The 20,061-nt window shown below is 64.9% G+C and carries 12 protein-coding genes; 1 reads left to right on the forward strand and 11 read right to left on the reverse strand.

Features of this window, described 5'->3' with window-relative positions:
- From TMPK1_RS10695 to TMPK1_RS10725, 7 genes are all read right to left on the reverse strand, one after another.
- Entirely contained in the window at positions 1-1,716 is a 1,716-nt protein-coding gene (locus TMPK1_RS10695; protein WP_420242997.1) for a hypothetical protein, read from the reverse strand.
- Complete coding sequence (locus tag TMPK1_RS10700; RefSeq protein WP_420242998.1) at positions 1,713-3,401, reverse strand: PDZ domain-containing protein; 1,689 nt, start codon at positions 3,399-3,401, stop codon at positions 1,713-1,715. The genes TMPK1_RS10695 and TMPK1_RS10700 overlap by 4 nt, the downstream gene beginning before the upstream one ends.
- Entirely contained in the window at positions 3,401-5,092 is a 1,692-nt protein-coding gene (locus tag TMPK1_RS10705; protein ID WP_420242999.1) for a histidine kinase N-terminal 7TM domain-containing protein, read from the reverse strand. The genes TMPK1_RS10700 and TMPK1_RS10705 overlap by 1 nt, the downstream gene beginning before the upstream one ends.
- Positions 5,089-6,816 carry a PDZ domain-containing protein gene (locus TMPK1_RS10710; RefSeq protein WP_420243000.1) on the reverse strand — a complete coding sequence of 576 codons (1,728 nt, stop codon included), beginning with the start codon at positions 6,814-6,816 and terminating at the stop codon, positions 5,089-5,091. Before TMPK1_RS10710 ends, TMPK1_RS10705 begins: the two co-directional genes overlap by 4 nt.
- Positions 6,816-6,950: a hypothetical protein gene (locus tag TMPK1_RS10715; RefSeq protein ID WP_420243001.1), complete on the reverse strand. Its 135-nt coding sequence runs from the start codon at positions 6,948-6,950 to the stop codon at positions 6,816-6,818. Before TMPK1_RS10715 ends, TMPK1_RS10710 begins: the two co-directional genes overlap by 1 nt.
- Positions 6,951-7,006: 56 nt before the next feature.
- Positions 7,007-7,315 (reverse strand): hypothetical protein, encoded by a 309-nt coding sequence (locus TMPK1_RS10720; RefSeq protein WP_420243002.1) that lies wholly within the window; start codon positions 7,313-7,315, stop codon positions 7,007-7,009.
- A 188-nt stretch (positions 7,316-7,503) separates the two neighbouring features.
- Entirely contained in the window at positions 7,504-10,557 is a 3,054-nt protein-coding gene (locus TMPK1_RS10725; protein WP_420243003.1) for an autotransporter domain-containing protein, read from the reverse strand.
- Positions 10,558-10,965: 408 nt separating this feature from the next.
- Between TMPK1_RS10725 and TMPK1_RS10730 the strand changes: the two genes are divergently transcribed.
- Entirely contained in the window at positions 10,966-11,517 is a 552-nt protein-coding gene (locus tag TMPK1_RS10730; protein WP_420243004.1) for a Spy/CpxP family protein refolding chaperone, read from the forward strand.
- A 42-nt stretch (positions 11,518-11,559) separates the two neighbouring features.
- Here the strand turns inward: TMPK1_RS10730 and TMPK1_RS10735 are convergent, their stop codons facing one another.
- The 4 genes from TMPK1_RS10735 to TMPK1_RS10750 form a co-directional block, all read right to left on the reverse strand.
- Positions 11,560-11,943, reverse strand: a complete 384-nt coding sequence (locus tag TMPK1_RS10735; protein WP_420243005.1) for a hypothetical protein — start codon at positions 11,941-11,943, stop codon at positions 11,560-11,562.
- 91 nt (positions 11,944-12,034) lie between these two features.
- Positions 12,035-13,495, reverse strand: a complete 1,461-nt coding sequence (locus TMPK1_RS10740) for an efflux transporter outer membrane subunit (RefSeq protein WP_420243006.1) — start codon at positions 13,493-13,495, stop codon at positions 12,035-12,037.
- 118 nt (positions 13,496-13,613) lie between these two features.
- Entirely contained in the window at positions 13,614-16,943 is a 3,330-nt protein-coding gene (locus TMPK1_RS10745; RefSeq protein ID WP_420243007.1) for an efflux RND transporter permease subunit, read from the reverse strand.
- The gene (locus TMPK1_RS10750; RefSeq protein ID WP_420243008.1) at positions 16,940-20,056 is read right to left on the reverse strand and encodes an MdtB/MuxB family multidrug efflux RND transporter permease subunit; all 3,117 of its coding nucleotides are present in this window, start codon (positions 20,054-20,056) and stop codon (positions 16,940-16,942) included. Before TMPK1_RS10750 ends, TMPK1_RS10745 begins: the two co-directional genes overlap by 4 nt.
- Positions 20,057-20,061: the final 5 nt, after the last annotated feature.

The following is a 20,061-nucleotide window of genomic DNA, read 5'->3' on the forward strand; positions in this document are numbered from 1 at the left end:
TCACGACGTTCGCACCGCGTCCGGCGCGAGCAACCGGGTCAGCTTCGCATCGATCTCGGCGACCTGCTGGCGCAACGCGTCGATCGAGACCTGCAGCTCGTCGGTCTGGGCCGTGTCAGGCATAGCGGCGAGCAACAGGCCGATCTGCCGTGCGCCCTCGCGCAGCAGCGCCAGCTCATCTTCGCCATAGATGGAGCGATCTTGCTTGGGCCCAAAGCGAAGGAACGCGGCAAGTTCGCCGCGCTCCAAAATGCCAACGACCACGCCGCTCCCGTCGCGCACCAATTCGCCGCTTCGTAACCGCACCACCAGGTCCGCGTCGCGATCGAACATGTCGCCGCCGCGCGCAACAAATCTGCCACCCGGCGTATGGCGATAACAAATCGCTTCGGCATGCGTCAGTTGCTCTGCGCAGGCGACGAACGCATCGAGCAGCGCGTCGCGCCCGTGATAGTGCGGCGCGCGATCGAGAAAACCGCGGAACGCACGCTCGCGCGCCCGCCAGGCGCGAAACAGCAGCCGCTCGATCGCCGCTTCGACGGCGCGCCGCAGCCGCGTCGCGACAACCGCCAGCCCGAACGCGATCGCAAGATCGACCCAACGACTCTCAGCCTGGGTTTCGAAGCGAAGAAACCGGTCGGCCGCTGCAGTGAGCGCGGCAAAGGCGCCAACCAGCAACAGGCTGGTTGCGCCATAGATCGTGGCACGATTCAGCACGAAGGCGAGGTCGACAATGTGCCGCCGCGACACGGCGTAGCCGAGTACGATGACTGACAACGGAATCAGCAGGCTTGGCAGCAGCGTGCCCCACGGCGGCGGCAAGTTCAGCCCGAAGCCGAGAACCGCAGCCAAGAAACTTGCGAGCGTCAGCGCGAACCATTTGATCCGCTCGCGCACGTCAGCACCCGCATGCCGCAAACGCTGTCGCAGCAGAATCGTGGCGATTGGAATATACAAGATCGCGCCCAACGGATCGACATCGGGCATTGCAGCGAGATAGCCGGCAGAGCGCGCCAACGGGTCGCCGCGCGTGACCAGCCCCACCACCGCCAGAACCGCCATCGCCAATCGAACCGAACGCGGCGGGCGCCACCCGGCAGGCCGCAGGAACGCCGCGCAGGCGAAGGTAAGCGCGCTGTAACCGACGATCCCGAAAAGAAGCGAGCCGAATGCAAGCGCCCAGCGCAGCGTCTCGGTCGGCATCGCGCTGTGCAAACTGATGGTGATGATACCCAGGATGCCAATTGCGAGCGCCTGCTCGGCAGGTTGCGCACTACGTCGGCCCGCCAGCAGCAACAAGATCAGGTGGACGACCAGGCTATTGGCGACGAGCAGCAACGGATTGGGTGGAAACGGCCCGGCATAGGGCGCTTCCACCGGCACGATTTCGACGCTGCGCACGTCGCCTTGTTGGGGCAGCAGCGTGATCGCAATCGGTTCGGCCGACGCGGCTGTTCGCGGCCACATTGCGTGCACGATGATGCGGTCGCCCGGCCGCACGCCGGCTTGATCGAGCGGACCGCCCGGCGCAACGCGGTCGACGATGCGCGTGCGCTCGAACGGCGAATCGGACGGGCGCAGTGCTGCACCCAGCGACGCGCGCGCGCCATTGACCTCGATCTCGTGCCATCGCGGCAAACCGAACCCGAGCGACACCCACGAGAACGCGACCATCGCGATGGTGAGCGCAAACAAGGCCGATCGGCGCGCGTTCATCGCGCGAGCTCTCCCGTCAAATGGTGCGCACGGCCGGCACGTGCTTCGTCGAGCCGCGTGCGCAACGTCACGATCTCACGCTCCCGCGCCACCGCGCGCAACGCCTGCAGCTCGAACCCCAATTCGCGCAGGCCGCGTTCGAGCAGCGCGACCTCGTCGCTGCGATAGGCTTGTCCTTCGGGCTTGGCAGCCAGCAGCACGAATCCCGACAGAAGGCCGCCCTGTTGCATCGGCACCGCCAACGCACCGTTGCCACCACGCCATGCGCGGCGGCTCGCGCGCAACTCGACGACCAACGCATCGTCGCCATCGAACGGCGGCGTATCGGATGATTCAAACGCAAGAAAACGACCGTCCTCATCTTGCAGATAGAGGGTCGCCGGCGTTCCGGCGAAGGCGCTGATCTCGGCTACGATCCGGCGGAGCAGCGCTGCCGCTTCGTTGAAGTGCCCTGCTTGTTCAAGAAATGCACGGAAGCGCAACTCGCGCGCACGCCAGTCGCGGAACAACAGCGCCTCGACTCCCCGTTCGACGCCACGCCGCAGCCGCGTTGCGACCACAGCGAGTCCCGCCGCAATCAAGATGTCGAGCCAACGGTCGTCGACCGCCACCACGTTGTGGAGCACGCGATCGCCGAGCGCGCTCAAGCCTGAGAACGCGCCGATCAGGATCAGACTGGTGGCGCTGAACACCGCCGTGCGATTGACCGCGACGCGAAACTCCAGCACGCGGGCGCGCAGGACTGTATAGACCAGCAGCGAGAGGCCGAGCGCTTGCAGCAGCATGATGACAAAAGGCGCGCGGCGCCATTCCACCATCGGCGTGTTGCCAATGAAGTCACTGAGGAACAGCGTGACGAAGCCGGCCAACAGCCAGCGCAGATGTTGCTGGTCGCCCTGCCCTTTGCGGCCAAGCGCGAAGAAAACGATCGCCGCACACGCTACCTGCAGGTGGGGACTTTCGCTCAGCGACTCTGGAACCGGCACCAGCCACCAGAACGCGAGATACAGCGCGCTCGCGAGCAACGACCACAGGATGAGCAACGTCCACGGCCATCGGCGGTGGCGCAACCACGCTGGCGCGCCGGCGAAGGCGACGGCAAACCCGGCGAAACAGATATCGGCGAAATTGTTGGCCACCACCTGCGACGCGGCGATCGCCATCTGCAAGCCGTTGCTCGCAGCGTATGGCCACGGACCGGAAAAACTGTAGAGGGCCAGTCCAAGCGTCAGCAGGCGTGGCGCCAAACCTGATGGTCGGCGCCAAGCCAGCAACAGCGCCAGCGCCATGTGGAAGGGTGCGAAAACGTACACGATGCGACGCAGGCCGAAGCCGGGTGTGTGTTCTGCAGCGAGCGTCACCGTCACCGGTTCGCGTTTTCCGTCGGCGTGCATCCGATCGACGATCAGCGTTTCGCCTGGCGCCCAGGCGCGAAGGCCGGGACCGCGGAACAGTATCTGGTCGCCGACCTGCAACCCCGCCGCGGCCGCAGGTCCGTTCGGGTCGACTGCGGTGACGATTCGCAAACGCGATGGAAACGCTGCTGCCGACGCGTGCAGCATTCGCGTCGTCGCGACCGTCTCCGTCAGCGTCGACTCGACGATACGCGGTGCGACGCTGGCCAGCAGGCCGGCGCTGCATACGACGATGACGACGATCAGTAAGCGCCAGGCCCGTACGCCCATCACGCGCACTCCGCGACAGGCGCGCCACGCTGCTGTGCCAGCTCGCGTTCGAGCGCCGTGACGCGCAACGCCTGCAGGTCGAGACCAACCTGTCGCACGCAATTCGCCAGCAGCTCGATTTCGTCCGGCCGATAGATTTCGCGGTCGGCTTTTTCGCCGACCACGACGAACCCGTCGACCCGCCCGCCCTGCTGCATCGGCAACACCCAGCCGCTGCCGTCGCGCATAGCTGCGCCGCGACTGCGCAGCTCAACCGCGATCGGCGCATCGACGGCGAAGCTCGGTCCGAGACCCAGATCGTCGATCTGCGCGACATAGAAGTCGGCACCAGCACGGCGGTAGATCGAAACTGCGTTGCGTCCAATGAATTGTGCCAGCGCGTCGTGCAGCGCCGCCAGCAGCGCGGGGTCGGTTTCGAAATGCGACGAGCGACGCACAAAGGCACGCAGCGCTGCTTCGCGTGCGTGCAAGTCGCGGAACAACAGACGCTCGACCCAGGCCTCAGCCAGCTTGCGCACGCGCGCAGCCGCCACAGCGAGCCCAACTGTGATGGCGATGTCGCTCCAATTGCGCGCGACGCCGTCGTCGATATGCAGCACGCGGTCGGTGATCGCCGTCAGCGCTGCGAACAGACCGACCAGCACCAGGCTGGTGACGCCAAAGACCGCGGCGCGATTGACGGCGAAGCCGAACTCGAACACGCGCCGGCGCAGAATCGCGTAGGCGAAGACGCCGATCGTCACGATCGCCCCAAGTACCGTCGCCGCATTCAGCGGGACCGTATTTTCCGGATACCAGGCGATCAGGTCGCTGATCCAGTTGGTGGCAAAAGCAAGCCCGATCCAGCGCAACCGCTCGCGCGCTTCACCGCCCGACGCGCGCCACCGGCGACGCAGGACGATGGCGATGAACAGATAAACGCACTGCACGTAGATGGCGGGATAGAAATCCAGCCAGCCCGGCAGGTTCCAGCTATAGCGCTCGAACGCCAGCGCGACGACCTGCAGCGCGGCCGCGACGGGTTGCAGCGTCAGGAAGATGCGCTCGTCGGCGCGCAACCGGTCTTCCGCCGGGCGCAGAAAATAGAGCGCGAACAGCGCATAGCAGATGTATGCAGACGCCGATCCGATCAGCCACTCGACGATGCCGATGGTGCGTAGCGTCTCGGTCGGCAGCGCGTCCATGACATCGAACAACGCGTAGGCAGCAAACGCGATCGCAAGCGCACGTTCTGCGAATGCGTCGGCGCGCCGCACGGCGAGCGCGACCGCGAGGCCCAGCGTTGGAATTGCGGCCACGACGCTGAACCAGATGATGATGCGCGAGAGATCGGCGGGCTCTGCGTCGAGAACGATGTCGGCACTGCGGCGCTGGCCGTCGCCGCCGGTGATGTCGACGTGCTGCGTGCTTCCGATTCCGTCGCGGCGCGGCCAACGTCCATGGATCTCGACCAGATCGCCAACCTGGGCGCCTGCGCGTGCCAGCGGGCCGTCCGGGCGCAGCGCGACGATGGTGCGATCGTTTGTGAAGACCGGCCCGCTGCCCAACACTGCGCCGATGCTCGGCTGTTCGCCGGAGAGCAATGCGCGAAACGTGGCCGGCGCCGCGAGCGTATAAAATACGATCGTCACGACCGTGAAGATCGCGATGAGCAGGCGAAATGCGGGGATGACCCAGCGCGGCGTCATCATGCGGTCTGCGACAAAGGGCTAAGCTTGGATTCGATCCGGTCGAGCCGTTCGACAATCGAGTCAAAGCGATCCGACTCGCGCACGACAAGCTGCAACGCTTGCAGATCGTTGCCGACCTGTCTTGCCGCACCGGCCAGCAATTCGATCTCGTCGGGCCGGTAGATCTCGCCGTTGGCGCGCGGCTTCAGCAACACGACGCCGAACAGCGCACCACCCCGCCGCATCGGCAGCGCCAGCCCGCCGTGCCAGCGCACCGCCCCACTCGTCGCGCGCAACTCGACCGTCAGCGCAGCATCGACGTCGAGCGGGGCTGCGTCGCCGCGCACCGACGTGAACCGGCCGTCCGGCGCCTGCAGCAATATTGCCGCGGCGTCTGCACCGGCGAACTGCGTCAGCAACGCCGCAAATCCATCCAGCAACGGGTCTGGTCGCGTGAAATGCGCGGCGCGCTGCAGGAAGTCGCGTAACGCCTGTTCGCGCGCGCGCCAGCTTTGAAACAACAGCCGCTCGACCCAATCTTCGACCAGCTTGCGCAGCCGCGTCGCGGCGATTGCCAGCACAAAGGTGATCGCAATGTCGATCCAGTTGCGCTCGGCGCCGTCGTCAAACCGCAACAGCCGGTCGGCGAGTGCGGTGCAGGCGGCGAACAGACCAACCAGCAACAGGCTGGTCGCGCCGAACACCGTGGCGCGATTGATCGCAAAGCCGAAATCGATCACGCGGTGCCGCAGCAGCGCATAGACGAGCAGAATCGCACCGGTGATTTTCGCGACATACGAAACCAGGCCGATGACGAGAAAGGATTGCCAGACCGGGATCGGCGTCGCGCCAATCAGGTCACCCGCCAGCACCGCCGTCGTCGCAATCGCAATCCATCGAAAGCGCTGCCGGTCCTCGCCGCCGGCTTTCGACCAGCCGCGCCACAAGGCCTGCGCGACCAGCGTGCAGACCAGCAGAAGCGCGCCGTATTGCGGCGTCGCATACATGTAATGCGGCATGTACAGCCGCAGGCGAAAGAGACTGAACAAGACCGAGGCGGCAAGGACGCAGATGCCTAGCAAGGTCCATCGTAGCGGCGCGCGGAAGCCGGCCCCGCTGGTTCGCTCGCGCACATAGAAGACGACGAACAAGGCAAGGCAGAGCGGTGCCGTGCTGAGGCTGAAGGTCCAGCTCATTTGCCCGGCCATGCGCAGCGCGTCGTCGTCGATATAGGCGTAGGCGCTGGTCTGGCCGTAGAGCGCAAAGGCAAGCGCCAGCAGCCGCGACGGCAATGTCGACGGTCCGCGCCATGCCACCAGCGCGGCCAGCGCAAGGAACAAGGTGAAGCCGACATAGAGCAGCCGGCGTACGAACAGCGTGAACTGTTCGGGTATGGCATCGACGGGAAGCGTCAGCATTTCGCTGCTACCGTCGGCGCGATAGACCAGCAACGACACTGTGAGACCCGGTCGCGGCGCGTATTGCGTATGTACCGGGATCTCGGCCACATCGCCGACTTTCAAACCGGCGCGATCTGCTGGTCCCCCTTCCGCGATGCTGGTGAGGACGATACGGCCGCTGAAGAGATGGCCGCCTTCCGCCTGGAAGCCGAAACCGGTCGAGCCGCTCTGGCCGGTCGTCATCTGTTCGATCCAGCTTGGCGCCTCCAACGCGACCAGCACGAATCCCCAGAACGCCATCAGCAACGCGGCCAGACGCAGGAAGCGATCGGTGGTGCGTGTCATTACGCGCTCCACGGCAGCGAAGCGGCGCCGCGCGCGGTCTCTGTTCCGCTACGAACGATGCTGACGGCGCGCGGCAGCGACAGGCATTCGAACACCAGCGCAAATGCAAGCGCCGCAAAAAGCAGCAGCTGCACTGCGCGACTGGTTCGCGCCGACTGCATCGGCGTCGCGCGCCGTCAGGACGTTGGGTTTAGCTCGCTTTCGGCTTCGGCGCTTTCAACTCGCGCGAATTGCCGTTCGGCGCCAGATGCAGACGCACGTCCTTGCCGGCCTTGGTCGCCGTACCGGTCCAGCCGCCGCGCATCTTGTCGGAAGTCAACTTCATGTCGCTATAGCCGCGCTTTTCCAAGGTGCGCAGAAAAGCGTCCGGCGGCGTGGCGCCGGCACCGGCCTGCGCCGCAGCCGACGGCGCAGCAGCAGGCGGCGTGGTTTGCGCCATGGCGGGCAGCGCCGACACGGACAGAGCAGCGACGAGCAGCAACAAGCGAGCCTTCAACATGCAATTCCCCTGTGATCGTGAGACGGCACGCTTGTGTCGCGCGCGCGTCGGATTTCGGTCGCACTGAAACGCAAAACCGCCCGCCTGCATAGTCTTTGAGACCAGCAAAGCGGGCGGTTGTTAGAAAGCTTGCATGGAGTTTAGAAGCGCATCCGCGCCCCGCGCTAGAAGCGCATCCGCGCCCTGCGCTAGAAGCGCATCCGCGCTACGAACCGTCCGTCATAGGCGCGGTAGCCGCTGCGGTCTTCGCCGCCCAGCTCCAACCCGATATCGGCAATCCGGTCGCCGCCGCGCAGCGCAATGCGGGCCAGCGGCGCGCCGCCCTGCAGCTTCTGCGGGTCGAGCGTGAAGCTGGGACCGCCGCTGAGGAATTGCGCCGTCGTCGACGCGGCGCCGTCACCGAACAGCTGGCGATAACCGACTTCCACTTCCGGACGCCATTTGAAGGCGCCGCTACCGAGTGCAGCGCCGAATGCGACGGTGCCTTCGATCGCACCCTGGGTGGAGTTGCGGCTGCCCACCTGCAAATTGAACCCATCGCTGGTGCCGCGTTCGGCGTGTTCGTTTTCCTGCAGGATCAGATAGCTCGCCGCGACTTTCGGGCGGGCATAGAAGCTGCCCCACAAATCGGCCTTGTACGACAGCGCGGCGCGCACCGAACCGAGCAGGCCGCCCCAACGCGCTTCGGCGTTGCGCGTGAACGACGCGTCGTTGGCATCGGTTGAGGTCAGCTTGCGCGTGCTGCCGGAATTTACGTAACCGCCATTGACGCTGGCCGACACGTTGATGCCGTTGCCGCTCTCCTGCCAGTACGCGCCAAGCAGGTATGAGTTCGAGACGGTGCGGTTGTCGGGATCGGAATCCTTGTCGTCGACCCACGAACGCAGCGACGACAGCGAGAAGCCGTAGGTGCCGATCGACGTGTTGGGCTTTTCCCAGCCGATCGCGAGACCGTAACCACCGCCACGGAAAGCCGGCGCCTGATCGCGTTCGCGCGTCGCACCAAAGCCGAACGGCTGCACCCAGAACCCATCGCGCGCCGGGCGCAGATTCAACGCGTCTTCGCCCTGCGCACGCACCAACGCGTCGACGCCCTGGCTGAGCGTGTAGAACTGGCCGCCAGCAAACGCGGGCAGCATGCGTTCGTACAGCGTTTTGAAGCTGGCCTGGTTGACCGCGCGCGAGAAGGCCTGGCCGAGCTGCACGTCTTTGTCGTGCTGCTGGAAGATCGCGTCATAGGCCTGCGCGCCGACGGTGATGCCGGCTTCGGCAGCGGTGCGACGGCGCACCTGCACGCCGATCGTGCCGGCCGCGGCGCTTTGCACCAAAGTCGCATTGTAGAAGTACGGCACGTCGCCCAGCGTGACCTGGCTTTGCAGTTGCGCCGACGGTGCGGTGATCAAAGTGAGTGCGAGCGGCGCCGTCAGCTTAGACTGAATGTCGAGGCCGAGCCGCGAACCCTGCACCAGATTGACGCCGCCGCTCGATGCAATGCTGCCGAACCGGCCGGTCGCGGGATCGACCGCGAGAACAACCTGGCCCTGCGCGCCGACATTCAGGCTCGACACGTTGAGCTGGCCAAAGCCGGTCTGCACCAGCTTGCCGTTGGCAACGCCGACGACGACGCGGCCGTCCGTGTCGGTGACCGAACCGGTCAGCACGGCGCCGTTGTTGATGTTCAGCGTGTCGGCACCGTTGCCGAACGCAACGCCGCCTTTCAACGTGCCCGCATTCAGGTTCAGCGTGTCGTTGCCCGATCCGAACAGCACGTCGCCGATTACGCTCGGCGCGGTGGTCGAGCCTGCGATCTGCGTTTGGTTGAAAGTGACGCCGCTGGTGTTGGCGCGCACGTCGATCGCGGTGCGCGAACCGACCGTCGCCTCGCCCGCCGTGCCCGGATTGACCGCGGTGACGATCCGTCCCTGGTTGCCGATCGCGGTCAGCGTGCCCGACAGATCCTGAATTGCGACCGCGGCGCCGGCGACCGGCGTGTGCGTGCCGCTGGTGCCGTTGACCGACGCGCTGATCGTGCCCGAGTTGGCGATCGAGTTCAGCGTCGCACCTTGTTCGATGCGCACGGCGGAAACCGTGATCGCCGATTCCGCAATCCCGTTCGCCTGAATCGAGCCTTCGTTGCGCAGGGCCGGTACGATCGCACCAGCCGCAGCGCGCAACGCCGTCGAATTGGCGGCGTAGGCATTGGCGTTGATCTGGCCCGTATTGCGAATGCCGCCGTCGAGCGTGACCGTACCGCCCTGGCCACCGATCTGCAGCGCCGTCGCGGTGATGTTGTTGTAGATGCCGTCCGACGCCAGCGCGCCGCGCACCAGCAAGGCCGCATTGTCAGTGTCGGCACCGGCAATGCCGAGACGCGAATTGGCGCTGCCACCGATCAACAAAGCCGGGGCCGAGCCCGAGCTGGTCAAGGCGCCGGACGTGTCGACGATGATGCCGTTGCCGACATCGCCGGCGACGCGAACCACCGGCCCGCCTTGCAGCAGGTCGTTCGGACCCAGCGCCGCAAGCGCGGCCGCATCGGTCGGGCGTACCGTGTTGAGATAGCCGGTCGCGGTCATCGAATTCTGCAGCGTCAGGCGCCCCAGGATCGATTGTTCGAACGAAGCCGCCGACGCGTTCTGGCCTTTCGCGATGATCGTGCCGCTGACCGTGACGTCGCCGACGACGACGCCGCGCGTGCGCAGGCCGACCGAATTGTTGCCGGTGATCTGGGTCGAACCGCCCAGCGCGATGAATCCTTCGAGCCGCGTCTCGAGCGAAATGCCGGCCGAGTTGTTGCCGATCACCGTGATGTTGCCGGTGCCCTGCGTGATCGAGCCGAAGAACGGATTCGGGCCGGTCACCTGGATGCCGAAGCGGCGCTCGCCGTTGGTCAACGGGATCGTGGTCGCCGGCGTCGTATCCGAGATCGTGATCGAACCGTTGTTGGTGACGGTGCCGGTGTTGCCGCCGCGCACCGCGATGCCGACCGCGTCGTTGGCATCGAGAATCTTGATCGTGCCTTCGTTGACGATCTGGTTGTTGCTGTCGAGCGTCGCGGCCGCGCCCGCACCGCTCGTCTGCAACGTACCCGCCGACGTCACGCGAACGTCGTCGCGTGCGCCGTTATTTGCCGTCGACGTTGCGATCGGCGTCGATCGCGTCGTCGTGACCTGGGTTTCGGCAGCGGCATCGACCGACACCAGCGAAAGCAGCGCTACGACGGCGCACGCGGTTTTGCTCATTCCTGCTGTCGTGGGCGCGGCGCCTCGAAACGGCCAGCGATGTTGCGCAACGGCACGTTTCATTGTGACGGAGGGCAAGCGGCAGACGCGGGGGGAGTTCAGCATGGTGGCCTACGTACTCGCACACGTGGACGACGAACGGCAACGGGGCACCGGGCCCAAGAGCCCTGTTCGGCTCCGCTCGCACGAAGATCACATGCGCGTCGCCGTTGCGGCCTCGTCGACCCGCTGCAAGCCCGGGCGGCAGGTCCGTCGCTCTACGTGGGATTTTTACCCACGTCAAGTTCTTGGTCGAGCTGGGTGCCAGCTAGCTGGAGCGTAGGATCCGTTACCAAGTCAGCCTCGCGGTGCCGACGCTTCGCACTAGGATCCGGCCATCAAATTCGAGTCCAGGTGAGGAACGAACAAATGAAGCGCGTTGTGTTGGCGGGTCTCGCCGCCTTGTTTGCCGGCGGCATGTCGATCGCCTTGCACGCCTGGTCGCAGACCGCGCCCGGCGGACCCGCCGGTGGCCCGGCCGCGCCCGGTGCGCATGCGCAGATGGCGCATCATCGCGGTCCGATGCCGCTTCCGAGCGAGCGGGTCGAACCGATGCTGGCCTTCGCCAAGGCGTCGCTGAAGATCACAGCAGCGCAGGAATCGGCGTGGAACGCAGTTGCCGACGTGGTGCGCAAGCACGCCAAGGCGCGTGACGAAGACGTCAAGAAGATGCGCGCCAAATTCGATGCCGCGCGCGATGCCAAGACGCCGCCGACTCCGCCAAACGGCATCGAAATGTTGCAACAGCAGCAGCAGCGCCTGACCCAGCGCGCCAAAGATCTGGACGAGCTGCTGACTGCAGCCAAGCCGCTCTACGCATCGCTCAGCGACGACCAGAAGAAAGCAGCCGATCGCCTACTGCATCACGCGCGCGGCGGCATGGGTGGCCGCGGCGGTCCGCACATGATGGGACCGCACTGAACAAAAAAGGGCCGCTGCAGCGATGCAGCGGCCCTTTTGCTTTTAGGCGCGCGATGACTTGGTGCGGAACACCAGCAGCGCGAACATGAGCATGCTGCACAGAGTCAGCATCGCGCCGAACGGAACCATTGCCCGGCCCAGCTCGAAATTGCCCATCGCCATCATCCAGAGGCTGGCGATCATCACGACGACGCCGATCACGGCGACGACAAATTGCGCACCCGCCAACTTGCCGGTGGCCATCGCCGGATGCGCGCGCAGATACAGGCCGTAGAGCATCAGCGACACCCAACCGAGCAGGTTGAGATGCGCGTGTGCATCGCGTGCGGAATGATCCTCGGTCACGCCCATGAAGATGCCCATCACCATGCCGGTGAGTGCGCACAACACCGCGGCGCGGAAATGCAATCCAGCAACGTCTTTCATGGAACCGTCTCCCTTATCGTGCGGCCGTAAGGACCGTGCGACGCCGGGATAAGAAGTCGCGAGCGACGCAGCAAGCGTCGCGTGCGGCTCGCTATTTACGGGCTGAAGCGTCGGTCTTTGCAGCAGGCTGCACCACAGCACCGGCCGAGGTGCCGTCCCAGCCGCCGCCCAGCGCCTGGATCAACACGACCGCAGCCAGCAACTGATTCTGCCGCACCGTGATCGAAGATTGTTCGGCTTGCAGCGCCTGCGCCTGTGCTTGCACCACGCTAGTATAGGCGACGCGGCCAGCCCGGTATTGATCGATGATCGATTGTTCGGCACTGCGCGCAGCGCGCAACGCAATTGCCTGCGCTTCGCCCTGGCGTTTCAGCGTATCCAGCGCGACGAGCTGATCTTCGACTTGCGCCAACGCGCCCAGCACGGTCAGGCGATATTGCGCGACCGTACCGTCATAGGCGGCACGTGCCTGGTCGATACGCGCCGAGCGCGCACCGGCATCAAAGATCGTTTCGGCGACGCTGGCGCCTGCCGACCACGCCACGTTCGATGCGCGGAACAGCTTGCTGATCGGCGAACCGCTGACGCCGTAGGAACCCGACAGCGACAGGTCGGGAAACCACGCCGCAATCGCAACGCCGATTTCTGCGTTGGCCGACGCAACGCGTCGTTCTGCCGACGCAACATCGGGCCGGCGTTCGAGCAGGGTCGACGGCAGTGCCATCGGGATCGGCGGCATGCGCAACGTCATCGTCGTCGGTTTCAACGTGAAATCAGCCGGCGCGGTCCCGACCAACACCGCGATCGCATGTTCGAGTTGGGCGCGCGAACGTTGGTTGGCGATTGCCTGGGCCTGGGTCTGCGCCAGTTGCGTTTCGGCCTGGTCGACGTCCGAACGCGCGACGAGGCCGACATTGTATTGGTTCTGCGTGATCTGCAGCGAGCGCGCATAGGCTTCGACCGTCGTGTCGAGCAGGCGCTGGAATTCGTCCTGAAAGCGCAGCTGCACATAGGCGCTGGCCAGCTGCGCCTGCAGCGACAGGCGCGCATTGGCGAGATCGGCGGCGCTGGCGAGCGCGCTTTCGTCCTGCGCTTCGATCGAGCGGCGGATACGACCCCACAGATCGATATCCCAGTTCGCCGTCGCGTTGGCACGGTACGAGGTGCGCGCCGTGCTGTTCGACGGTGCGCCGGTCGGTGCGCTGTTGGCAGTGCCGCTGCGCGTGGCGTCGAAGCTTGCGCCGACGGTTGGGAAAAGTTGCGATTGCGCCTGATCGGTCAGCGCGGTCGCCTGCCGGTAATTCGCTTCCGCGACGCGCAACGACTGGTTCGTCTGCAGCAACCGATCTTGCAGATTGTCGAGCGTCGGATCGTTGAAATCCTGCCACCAGGCACCGCGCGGCGCGGCGTCGTTCGGGGCCGCAACTTTCCATCCCGCTTGTTCTTTGAACGACGCAGGAATGTCGGTCGTCGGCCGCACATAGTCGGGACCGACGGCGCAGCTCGACAGCAACCCGATCAGCAGCGCGGCATACGCGCCCCTCTTCGTCATCCCTGCGAAAGCAGGGATCCATTGGGCCGAGGTCGTGAGGTCCGTCGTCATTCTTGTTCTTCCGAGCCTGCGCATGAATGGATCCCCGCCTTCGCGGGGATGACGTGGTTGTTGTTGATCATTCCGCCGGCACCAGCGCGGGGTCGATCGCCCGGTCCTTTTTGCGGCGCTTGTCGAGCGCGAGATAAATCACCGGCGTCGTGAACAGCGTCAGGAGCTGACTCAGCAACAAGCCGCCGAAGATCGAAATGCCCAGCGGCTGGCGCAGCTCGGCGCCGTCGCCGGATCCCAGCGCCAACGGCAACGCACCCAGCATCGCCGCCGCCGTCGTCATCATGATCGGGCGGAAGCGCAGCATGCAGGCTTCGTGGATCGCCGACATGCTGTCGAGTCCGCGCGTGCGCTCGGCGTCGAGCGCGAAGTCGATCATCATGATCGCGTTTTTCTTCACGATGCCGATCAGCAGAATGACGCCGATGGTCGAGATCAGGCCGAACTCGGTGTTGAACACCAGCAACGCCAACAGCGCGCCGATGCCGGCCGACGGCAAGGTCGACAGCACCGTCAGCGGGTGTACGTAGCTCTCATACAGAATACCCAGCACGATATAGACCGCGAGCAAGGTCGCGAGCAGCAGGATCGGCGTGCTGCCGGCGCTCTGCTGGAACTGGCGCGCGCTGCCGGCGAACTCACCCACGATCGTGGTCGGCATCTTGATGCGCGCCTCGGCCGCTTTGATTGCTTCGGTCGCCAGGCTCAGCGACACACCGGTTGCGGTGTTGAACGAGATCGTCGTCGCCGCGTAGGTGCCCTGGTGATTGACCGCCAACGGCGTCGTGCCGGGTCCCCACGTCGCGATTGCCGACAGTGGGACCATGCGCGAATTCGACGTCGACACCGCCGAACCCGTATTGCTGCCGGCGCCCGCCGTTGCACCGATCTTGTTCTGCGCTGCGTTGCGCACGCTGATACTGTCGGTGGCGTTGGCTGCGTTCGCGCCCGTCGTCGCGGTGCCGCCGGTGCCGCTCGATTGCGTGCTGAACGTGCCGGCCAGCGCGTTGGTCGCCTGGCTGCCGCGTGCGGTCGCGCCCGATGCAGGGATGTAGACTTCGCCAAGCGTCTCGGGGCTCTGCCAGAAACGCGGATCGACCTCCATCACGACTTTGTATTGGTTGACCGCGTTGAAAATGGTCGAGACCTGGCGCTGGCCGAACGCGTCGTAGAGCGCGTTGTCGACCTGGTTGGTCGCGATGCCGAGACGCGAGGCGGTTTCGCGGTCGATGCGCAGCGCGATCTCCAACCCTTTGTCGTTCTGGTCGGAGTCGACGTCGGTCAGTTCGGGCGTGTTCGCCTGCAGCTCTTCTTTGAGCGCCGTGCCCCATTTGCGCAGCTCGTTCAGGTCGTCGCCGAGCAGCGTGTATTGATAGCTGCCGCCGCTGCCTTGCCGTCCGCCGCCGCCTGGAATGTCGCCGACCATGCCAAGAAAGGCCTGCGCGCCCGGCACCGACGACATTTTTGGCCGCAGCCGGTTCATCACGTCGTCGGTCGTGTCGCGCTGGTTGCGCGGCTTCAGCTGCACGAACATGTTGCCGCTATTGGCGCCGCCGCGACCGCCGCCGGTGAAACCGATCACCGTCTCCACCGCCGGGTCTTTCAGCAGAATGTCCTGAAAGTCGCTGATCTTCTTCTGCATCGACTGGAACGAGATGCTCTGGTCGCCGCGCAGACCCGCGAACAACAAGCCGGTGTCCTGCTGCGGGAAGAAGCCTTTCGGGATCATGATGTAGAGATAGACGTTGAGCACGATGGTGATCAGCAGGATCAGCAGCACCAGCCGCCCGTTCCGCAGCGACCACGTCAAGCCCAGTTCGTACTTGCGCGTCAGCCACGCAAAGCCGCGCTCGAACCGGTCGAGCTGGCGCGAGAGGAAGCCGGAAAAGGCGCCGGTCTTCTTCTTCGCCTGATGCCGGTGATCGTGCAGCAACAAGGCGCACATCATCGGCGTCGTGGTCAACGACACGACCATCGACACCAGGATCGAGGTCGTCAGCACGACCGCGAATTCGCGGAAGAACCGTCCGACAATGCCGCCCATCAACAGGATCGGCATGAAGACCGCGACGAGCGAGATGCTCATCGACAAAACCGTGAAGCCGACTTCTTTGGCGCCCAGCAAGGCAGCGCGATAGCGCGCCATGCCGGCTTCGATGTGCCGCTTGGTGTTTTCCAGCACCACGATCGCATCGTCGACGACGAAGCCGGTCGCAACCGTCAGCGCCATCAACGACATGTTGTTCAGGCTGTAGCCGAACAAATACATGAACCCGAACGCGGTCACGAGCGAGACCGGCACCGCGACCGCGGGGATCAAGGTCGCGCGTCCGTCGCGCAAGAAGATGAAGACGACGCCGATCACCAGAATGATCGAGATCACCAAGGTGCGTTCGACTTCGATCAGCGAACGGCGGATCGACACGGTGCGGTCGACGCCCATCTTCAATTCGATCTGCGGTGGGATCGACGCCTGCAATTCCGGGATCAGCGCTTTCACCTGATCGACCAGATCGATGATGTTGGCGCCCGGCTGGCGCCGCACCTGCACGATGATCGCGGGCTTGCCGTTGGTAAGTCCCTGGTTGCGCAGATCTTCGACCGAGTCGATGACCTCGGCGACGTCGCCCAGCCGCACCGCCGAACCGTTGCGATAGGCAATCACCAGCGGGCGATATTCGTCGGCGCTGCGCGCCTGGTCGTTGGTGTAGAGCTGGTAGCGCAGCTCGCCGACTTCGATCTGCCCTTTCGGCGCGTTGGCGTTGGCGCTCGACAAGGCCGCGCGTACGTCGCTGAGACCGATACCGTATTTCCACAGCGCCTTGGGATTCAGCTCGACACGCACGGCAGGATTCGAGCTGCCGCTGATCAGCACCTGCCCGACGCCGGGCAACTGGCTGATCTTCTGCTGCAGCACGATCGACGCCGCGTCGAAAATCTGCCCCGGCGACAGCGTCTCCGACTGCATCGTCAGCATGATGACGGGCTGGTCGGACGGATTGAACTTGCGATAGGTCGGGTTCGACCGCAGCGACGACGGCAGGTCGGCGCGCGACGCGTTGATCGCCGCCTGGACGTCGCGCGCAGCGCCGTCGATGTCGCGGTTGAGTCCGAACTGCAGCACGATCTGCGTGCTGCCGACCGAACTGCTCGACGTCATTTCGGTGACGTCCGCGATCTGGCCCAGCCGGCGTTCGAGCGGCGTCGCGACCGACGTCGCCATATCTTCGGGGCTGGCGCCGGCCATGTTGGCCTGCACCGCGATGGTCGGAATGTCGATCTGCGGCAGCGGCGCAACCGGCAGCAGGAAATAGGCGACGAAACCGGCGAGAAAAATCCCGATCGTCAGCAGCGTCGTCGCAACCGGACGCCGGATGAACGGTTCGGAGATGTTCACACCGTGACTCCGTCGCCTTCATCGTCGAGATCGACGACGCGTTCGTCGACGCGGCGCGCGATCCGGTCGAAGGCGAGATAGATGACCGGCGTGGTGAACAAGGTCAGCAACTGCGAGACGATCAAGCCGCCGACGATGGTGATGCCCAGCGGATGGCGCAGCTCGGATCCGACGCCGGTGCCGATCATCAACGGTAGCGCGCCCAGCAACGCCGCCATCGTCGTCATCAAAATCGGACGGAAGCGCAGCAGGCAGGCCTGGTGAATTGCTTCCAGCGGCGGCTTGCCCTCGTCGCGTTCGGCCGCCAGCGCGAAGTCGATCATCATGATCGCGTTCTTCTTCACGATGCCGATCAGCAGCACGATGCCGATGATGCCGATGATGCCGAGATCGTGGCCCGACACGATCAGCGCCAGCAGCGCGCCGATGCCCGCCGACGGCAGGGTCGACAGAATCGTGACCGGGTGGATGTAGCTCTCATAGAGAACGCCGAGCACGATATACATCGTCACGATCGCAGCCAGGATCAGCAGCAAGGTGCTACCCAGCGACGACTGGAAGGCGAGCGCAGCGCCCTGGAAGCGCGTCTGCACCGACAGCGGCAATCCGATTTCCAGCTCAGCCGCCTTGATCGCGTCGACCGCGGCGCCCAGCGACGCGCCGTTGCCGACGTTGAAGCTGATCGTTGCGGCCGGGAATTGCGACAGATGGTTGATCAGCAGCGGCGCCGCGCGCTGTTCGACCGTCGCGATCGCCGTCAGCGGCACTTGTCCGCCACCCGCGGTCGGAATGCGGATCTGCGCCAGCGAGTCGAGCGACGCTTGCAGATCGGGCGACCCTTCAAGGATCACGCGATACTGGGTCGACTGGGTGAAGATGGTCGAGATGATGCGCTGGCCGAACGAGTCGTACAGCGCATTGTCGATCGTGGCCGGCGTCACGCCAAAGCGAGCCGCGGTGTCGCGATCGATCTTCACATAGGCCGACAGGCCGTTGGGCAACTGGTCGCTGGCGACGTCGGTCACTTCAGGATGGTTGTGCAGCGCTTCGACCAGCTTCGGCACCCAGACGTCGAGCAGCGCCGGGTCGGTCGTCTCGAGCACGAACTGGTACTGGGTCCGGCTGAACGTCGTGTCGATCGTCAGATCCTGCACCGGCTGCATCCACAGCGAGATGCCCGGCAGGTGCACCAGCCGGTTCTGCAGATTGCGGATCACCTGCACCGCGTTGTTCGAACGCGTCGCATGCGGCTTGAGGTTGATCAGGAAACGGCCGGTATTGAGCGTCGCGTTCGATCCATCGGTGCCGATGAACGAGGTCAGGCTGTCGACGTCGGGATCCTGCAGCACCAGATCAGCGATCTGCTGCTGCCGCTCGCCCATCGCTTTGAACGAGATCGATTGCGGCCCTTCGCTGACGCCCTGAATCAGGCCCGTATCCTGGGTCGGGAAAAATCCTTTGGGCACGACGATGTAGAGCAGCGCGGTCAGCACCAACGTGCCGACTGCAACCCACAAGGTCGTGCGCTGCCGCGCCAGCACGAAGATCAGCGCGCGGTCATACTGGCCGATCAGCCAATCGAACCGTTCGCGGCTCCAACGTGCGAAGCGGCCTTCCGTGTGCTCGCCCGGACGCTTGAGCAGCTTGGCGCACATCATCGGCACCAAGGTCAGCGACACGACCGCCGAGATCAGAATCGTCACCGCCAAGGTCACCGCGAATTCGCGGAACAGGCGGCCGACGACGTCGCCCATGAACAGCAACGGGATCAGCACCGCAATCAGCGACACGGTCAGCGACACGATGGTGAAGCCGATCTGCTTCGATCCTTTCAGCGCCGCATGCAGCGGATCTTCCCCTTCTTCGATATAGCGCGCGATGTTCTCGATCATCACGATCGCGTCGTCGACGACGAAGCCGGTCGCAATCGTCAGCGCCATCAGCGACAGATTGTTCAGGCTGTAGCCGGCCATATACATGAACGCGAAAGTGCCGATGATCGACAACGGCACCGACAGCGACGGAATGATCGTGGCGCGCGCATTGCCGAGAAAGGCGTAGATCACCGCCACCACCAGCAGCACAGCCAGACCGAGTTCGATCTCGACGTCGTTGACGCTGGCGCGAATGGTGATGGTGCGATCGGTGAGCACGCGCAATTCGATCGCGGCCGGCAGCGACGATTGCAGCGACGGCAGCAACTGGCGGATGCGGTCGACCGTATCGATCACGTTGGCACCGGGCTGGCGCTGCACGTTCAGCACCACGGCCGGCGTACGATCGACCCAGGCCGCAAGCTTGGCGTTCTCGGCGCCGTCGATAATGTCGGCGACGTCGTCGAGACGAACCGGCGCGCCGTTTTTATAGGCGATGATCAGGTTCTGGTATTCGGCCGCCGACTTGAGCTGGTCGTTGGCGTTGATCGTGTACTGGCGCGACGGACCGTCGAAATTGCCTTTGGGCGAATTGACGTTGGCGCTGCCGATGATGGTGCGCAGATCGTCGATCGCCAGACCGTACGCGGCCAGCGCGCGCGGATCGGCCTGAATGCGCACGGCGGGACGCTGACCGCCCGAAATCGACACCAGGCCGACGCCCTGGATCTGCGAAATCTTCTGCGCCAGACGATTCTGCGCGATGTCCTGGACCTGCGTCAGCTTCATCGTCTTCGACGTGAGCGACATGGTCAGCACCGGCGCGTCGGCCGGATTCACTTTGGCGTAGATCGGTGGTGCGGGCAGATCGGCGGGCAGCAGATTGCCGGCGGCGTTGATCGCGGCCTGGACCTGCTGTTCGGCGACGTCGAGCTGCAGGTCGAGACCGAACTGCAAGGTGATCACCGACGAACCACCCGACGACACCGACGACATCTGCGTCAGGTTCGGCATCTGCCCGAACTGACGTTCGAGCGGCGCCGTGATCGCCGACGTCATCACTTCGGGCGACGCGCCCGGATAGAAGGTCTGGATCTGGATGGTCGGATAATCGACCTGCGGCAACGCTGACAGCGGCAGGAAGCGGAACGCCACCAGACCGACGAGCAGAATTGCCGCCATCAACAACGTCGTCGCAACCGGACGAACGATGAAAGGCTGCGAGGGATTTGCGCTCATGCTTG

Origin of the sequence: Roseiterribacter gracilis, assembly GCA_018332375.1 — a bacterium.
GTDB classification, from domain to species: Bacteria; Pseudomonadota; Alphaproteobacteria; order BOG-932; family Roseiterribacteraceae; genus Roseiterribacter; species Roseiterribacter gracilis.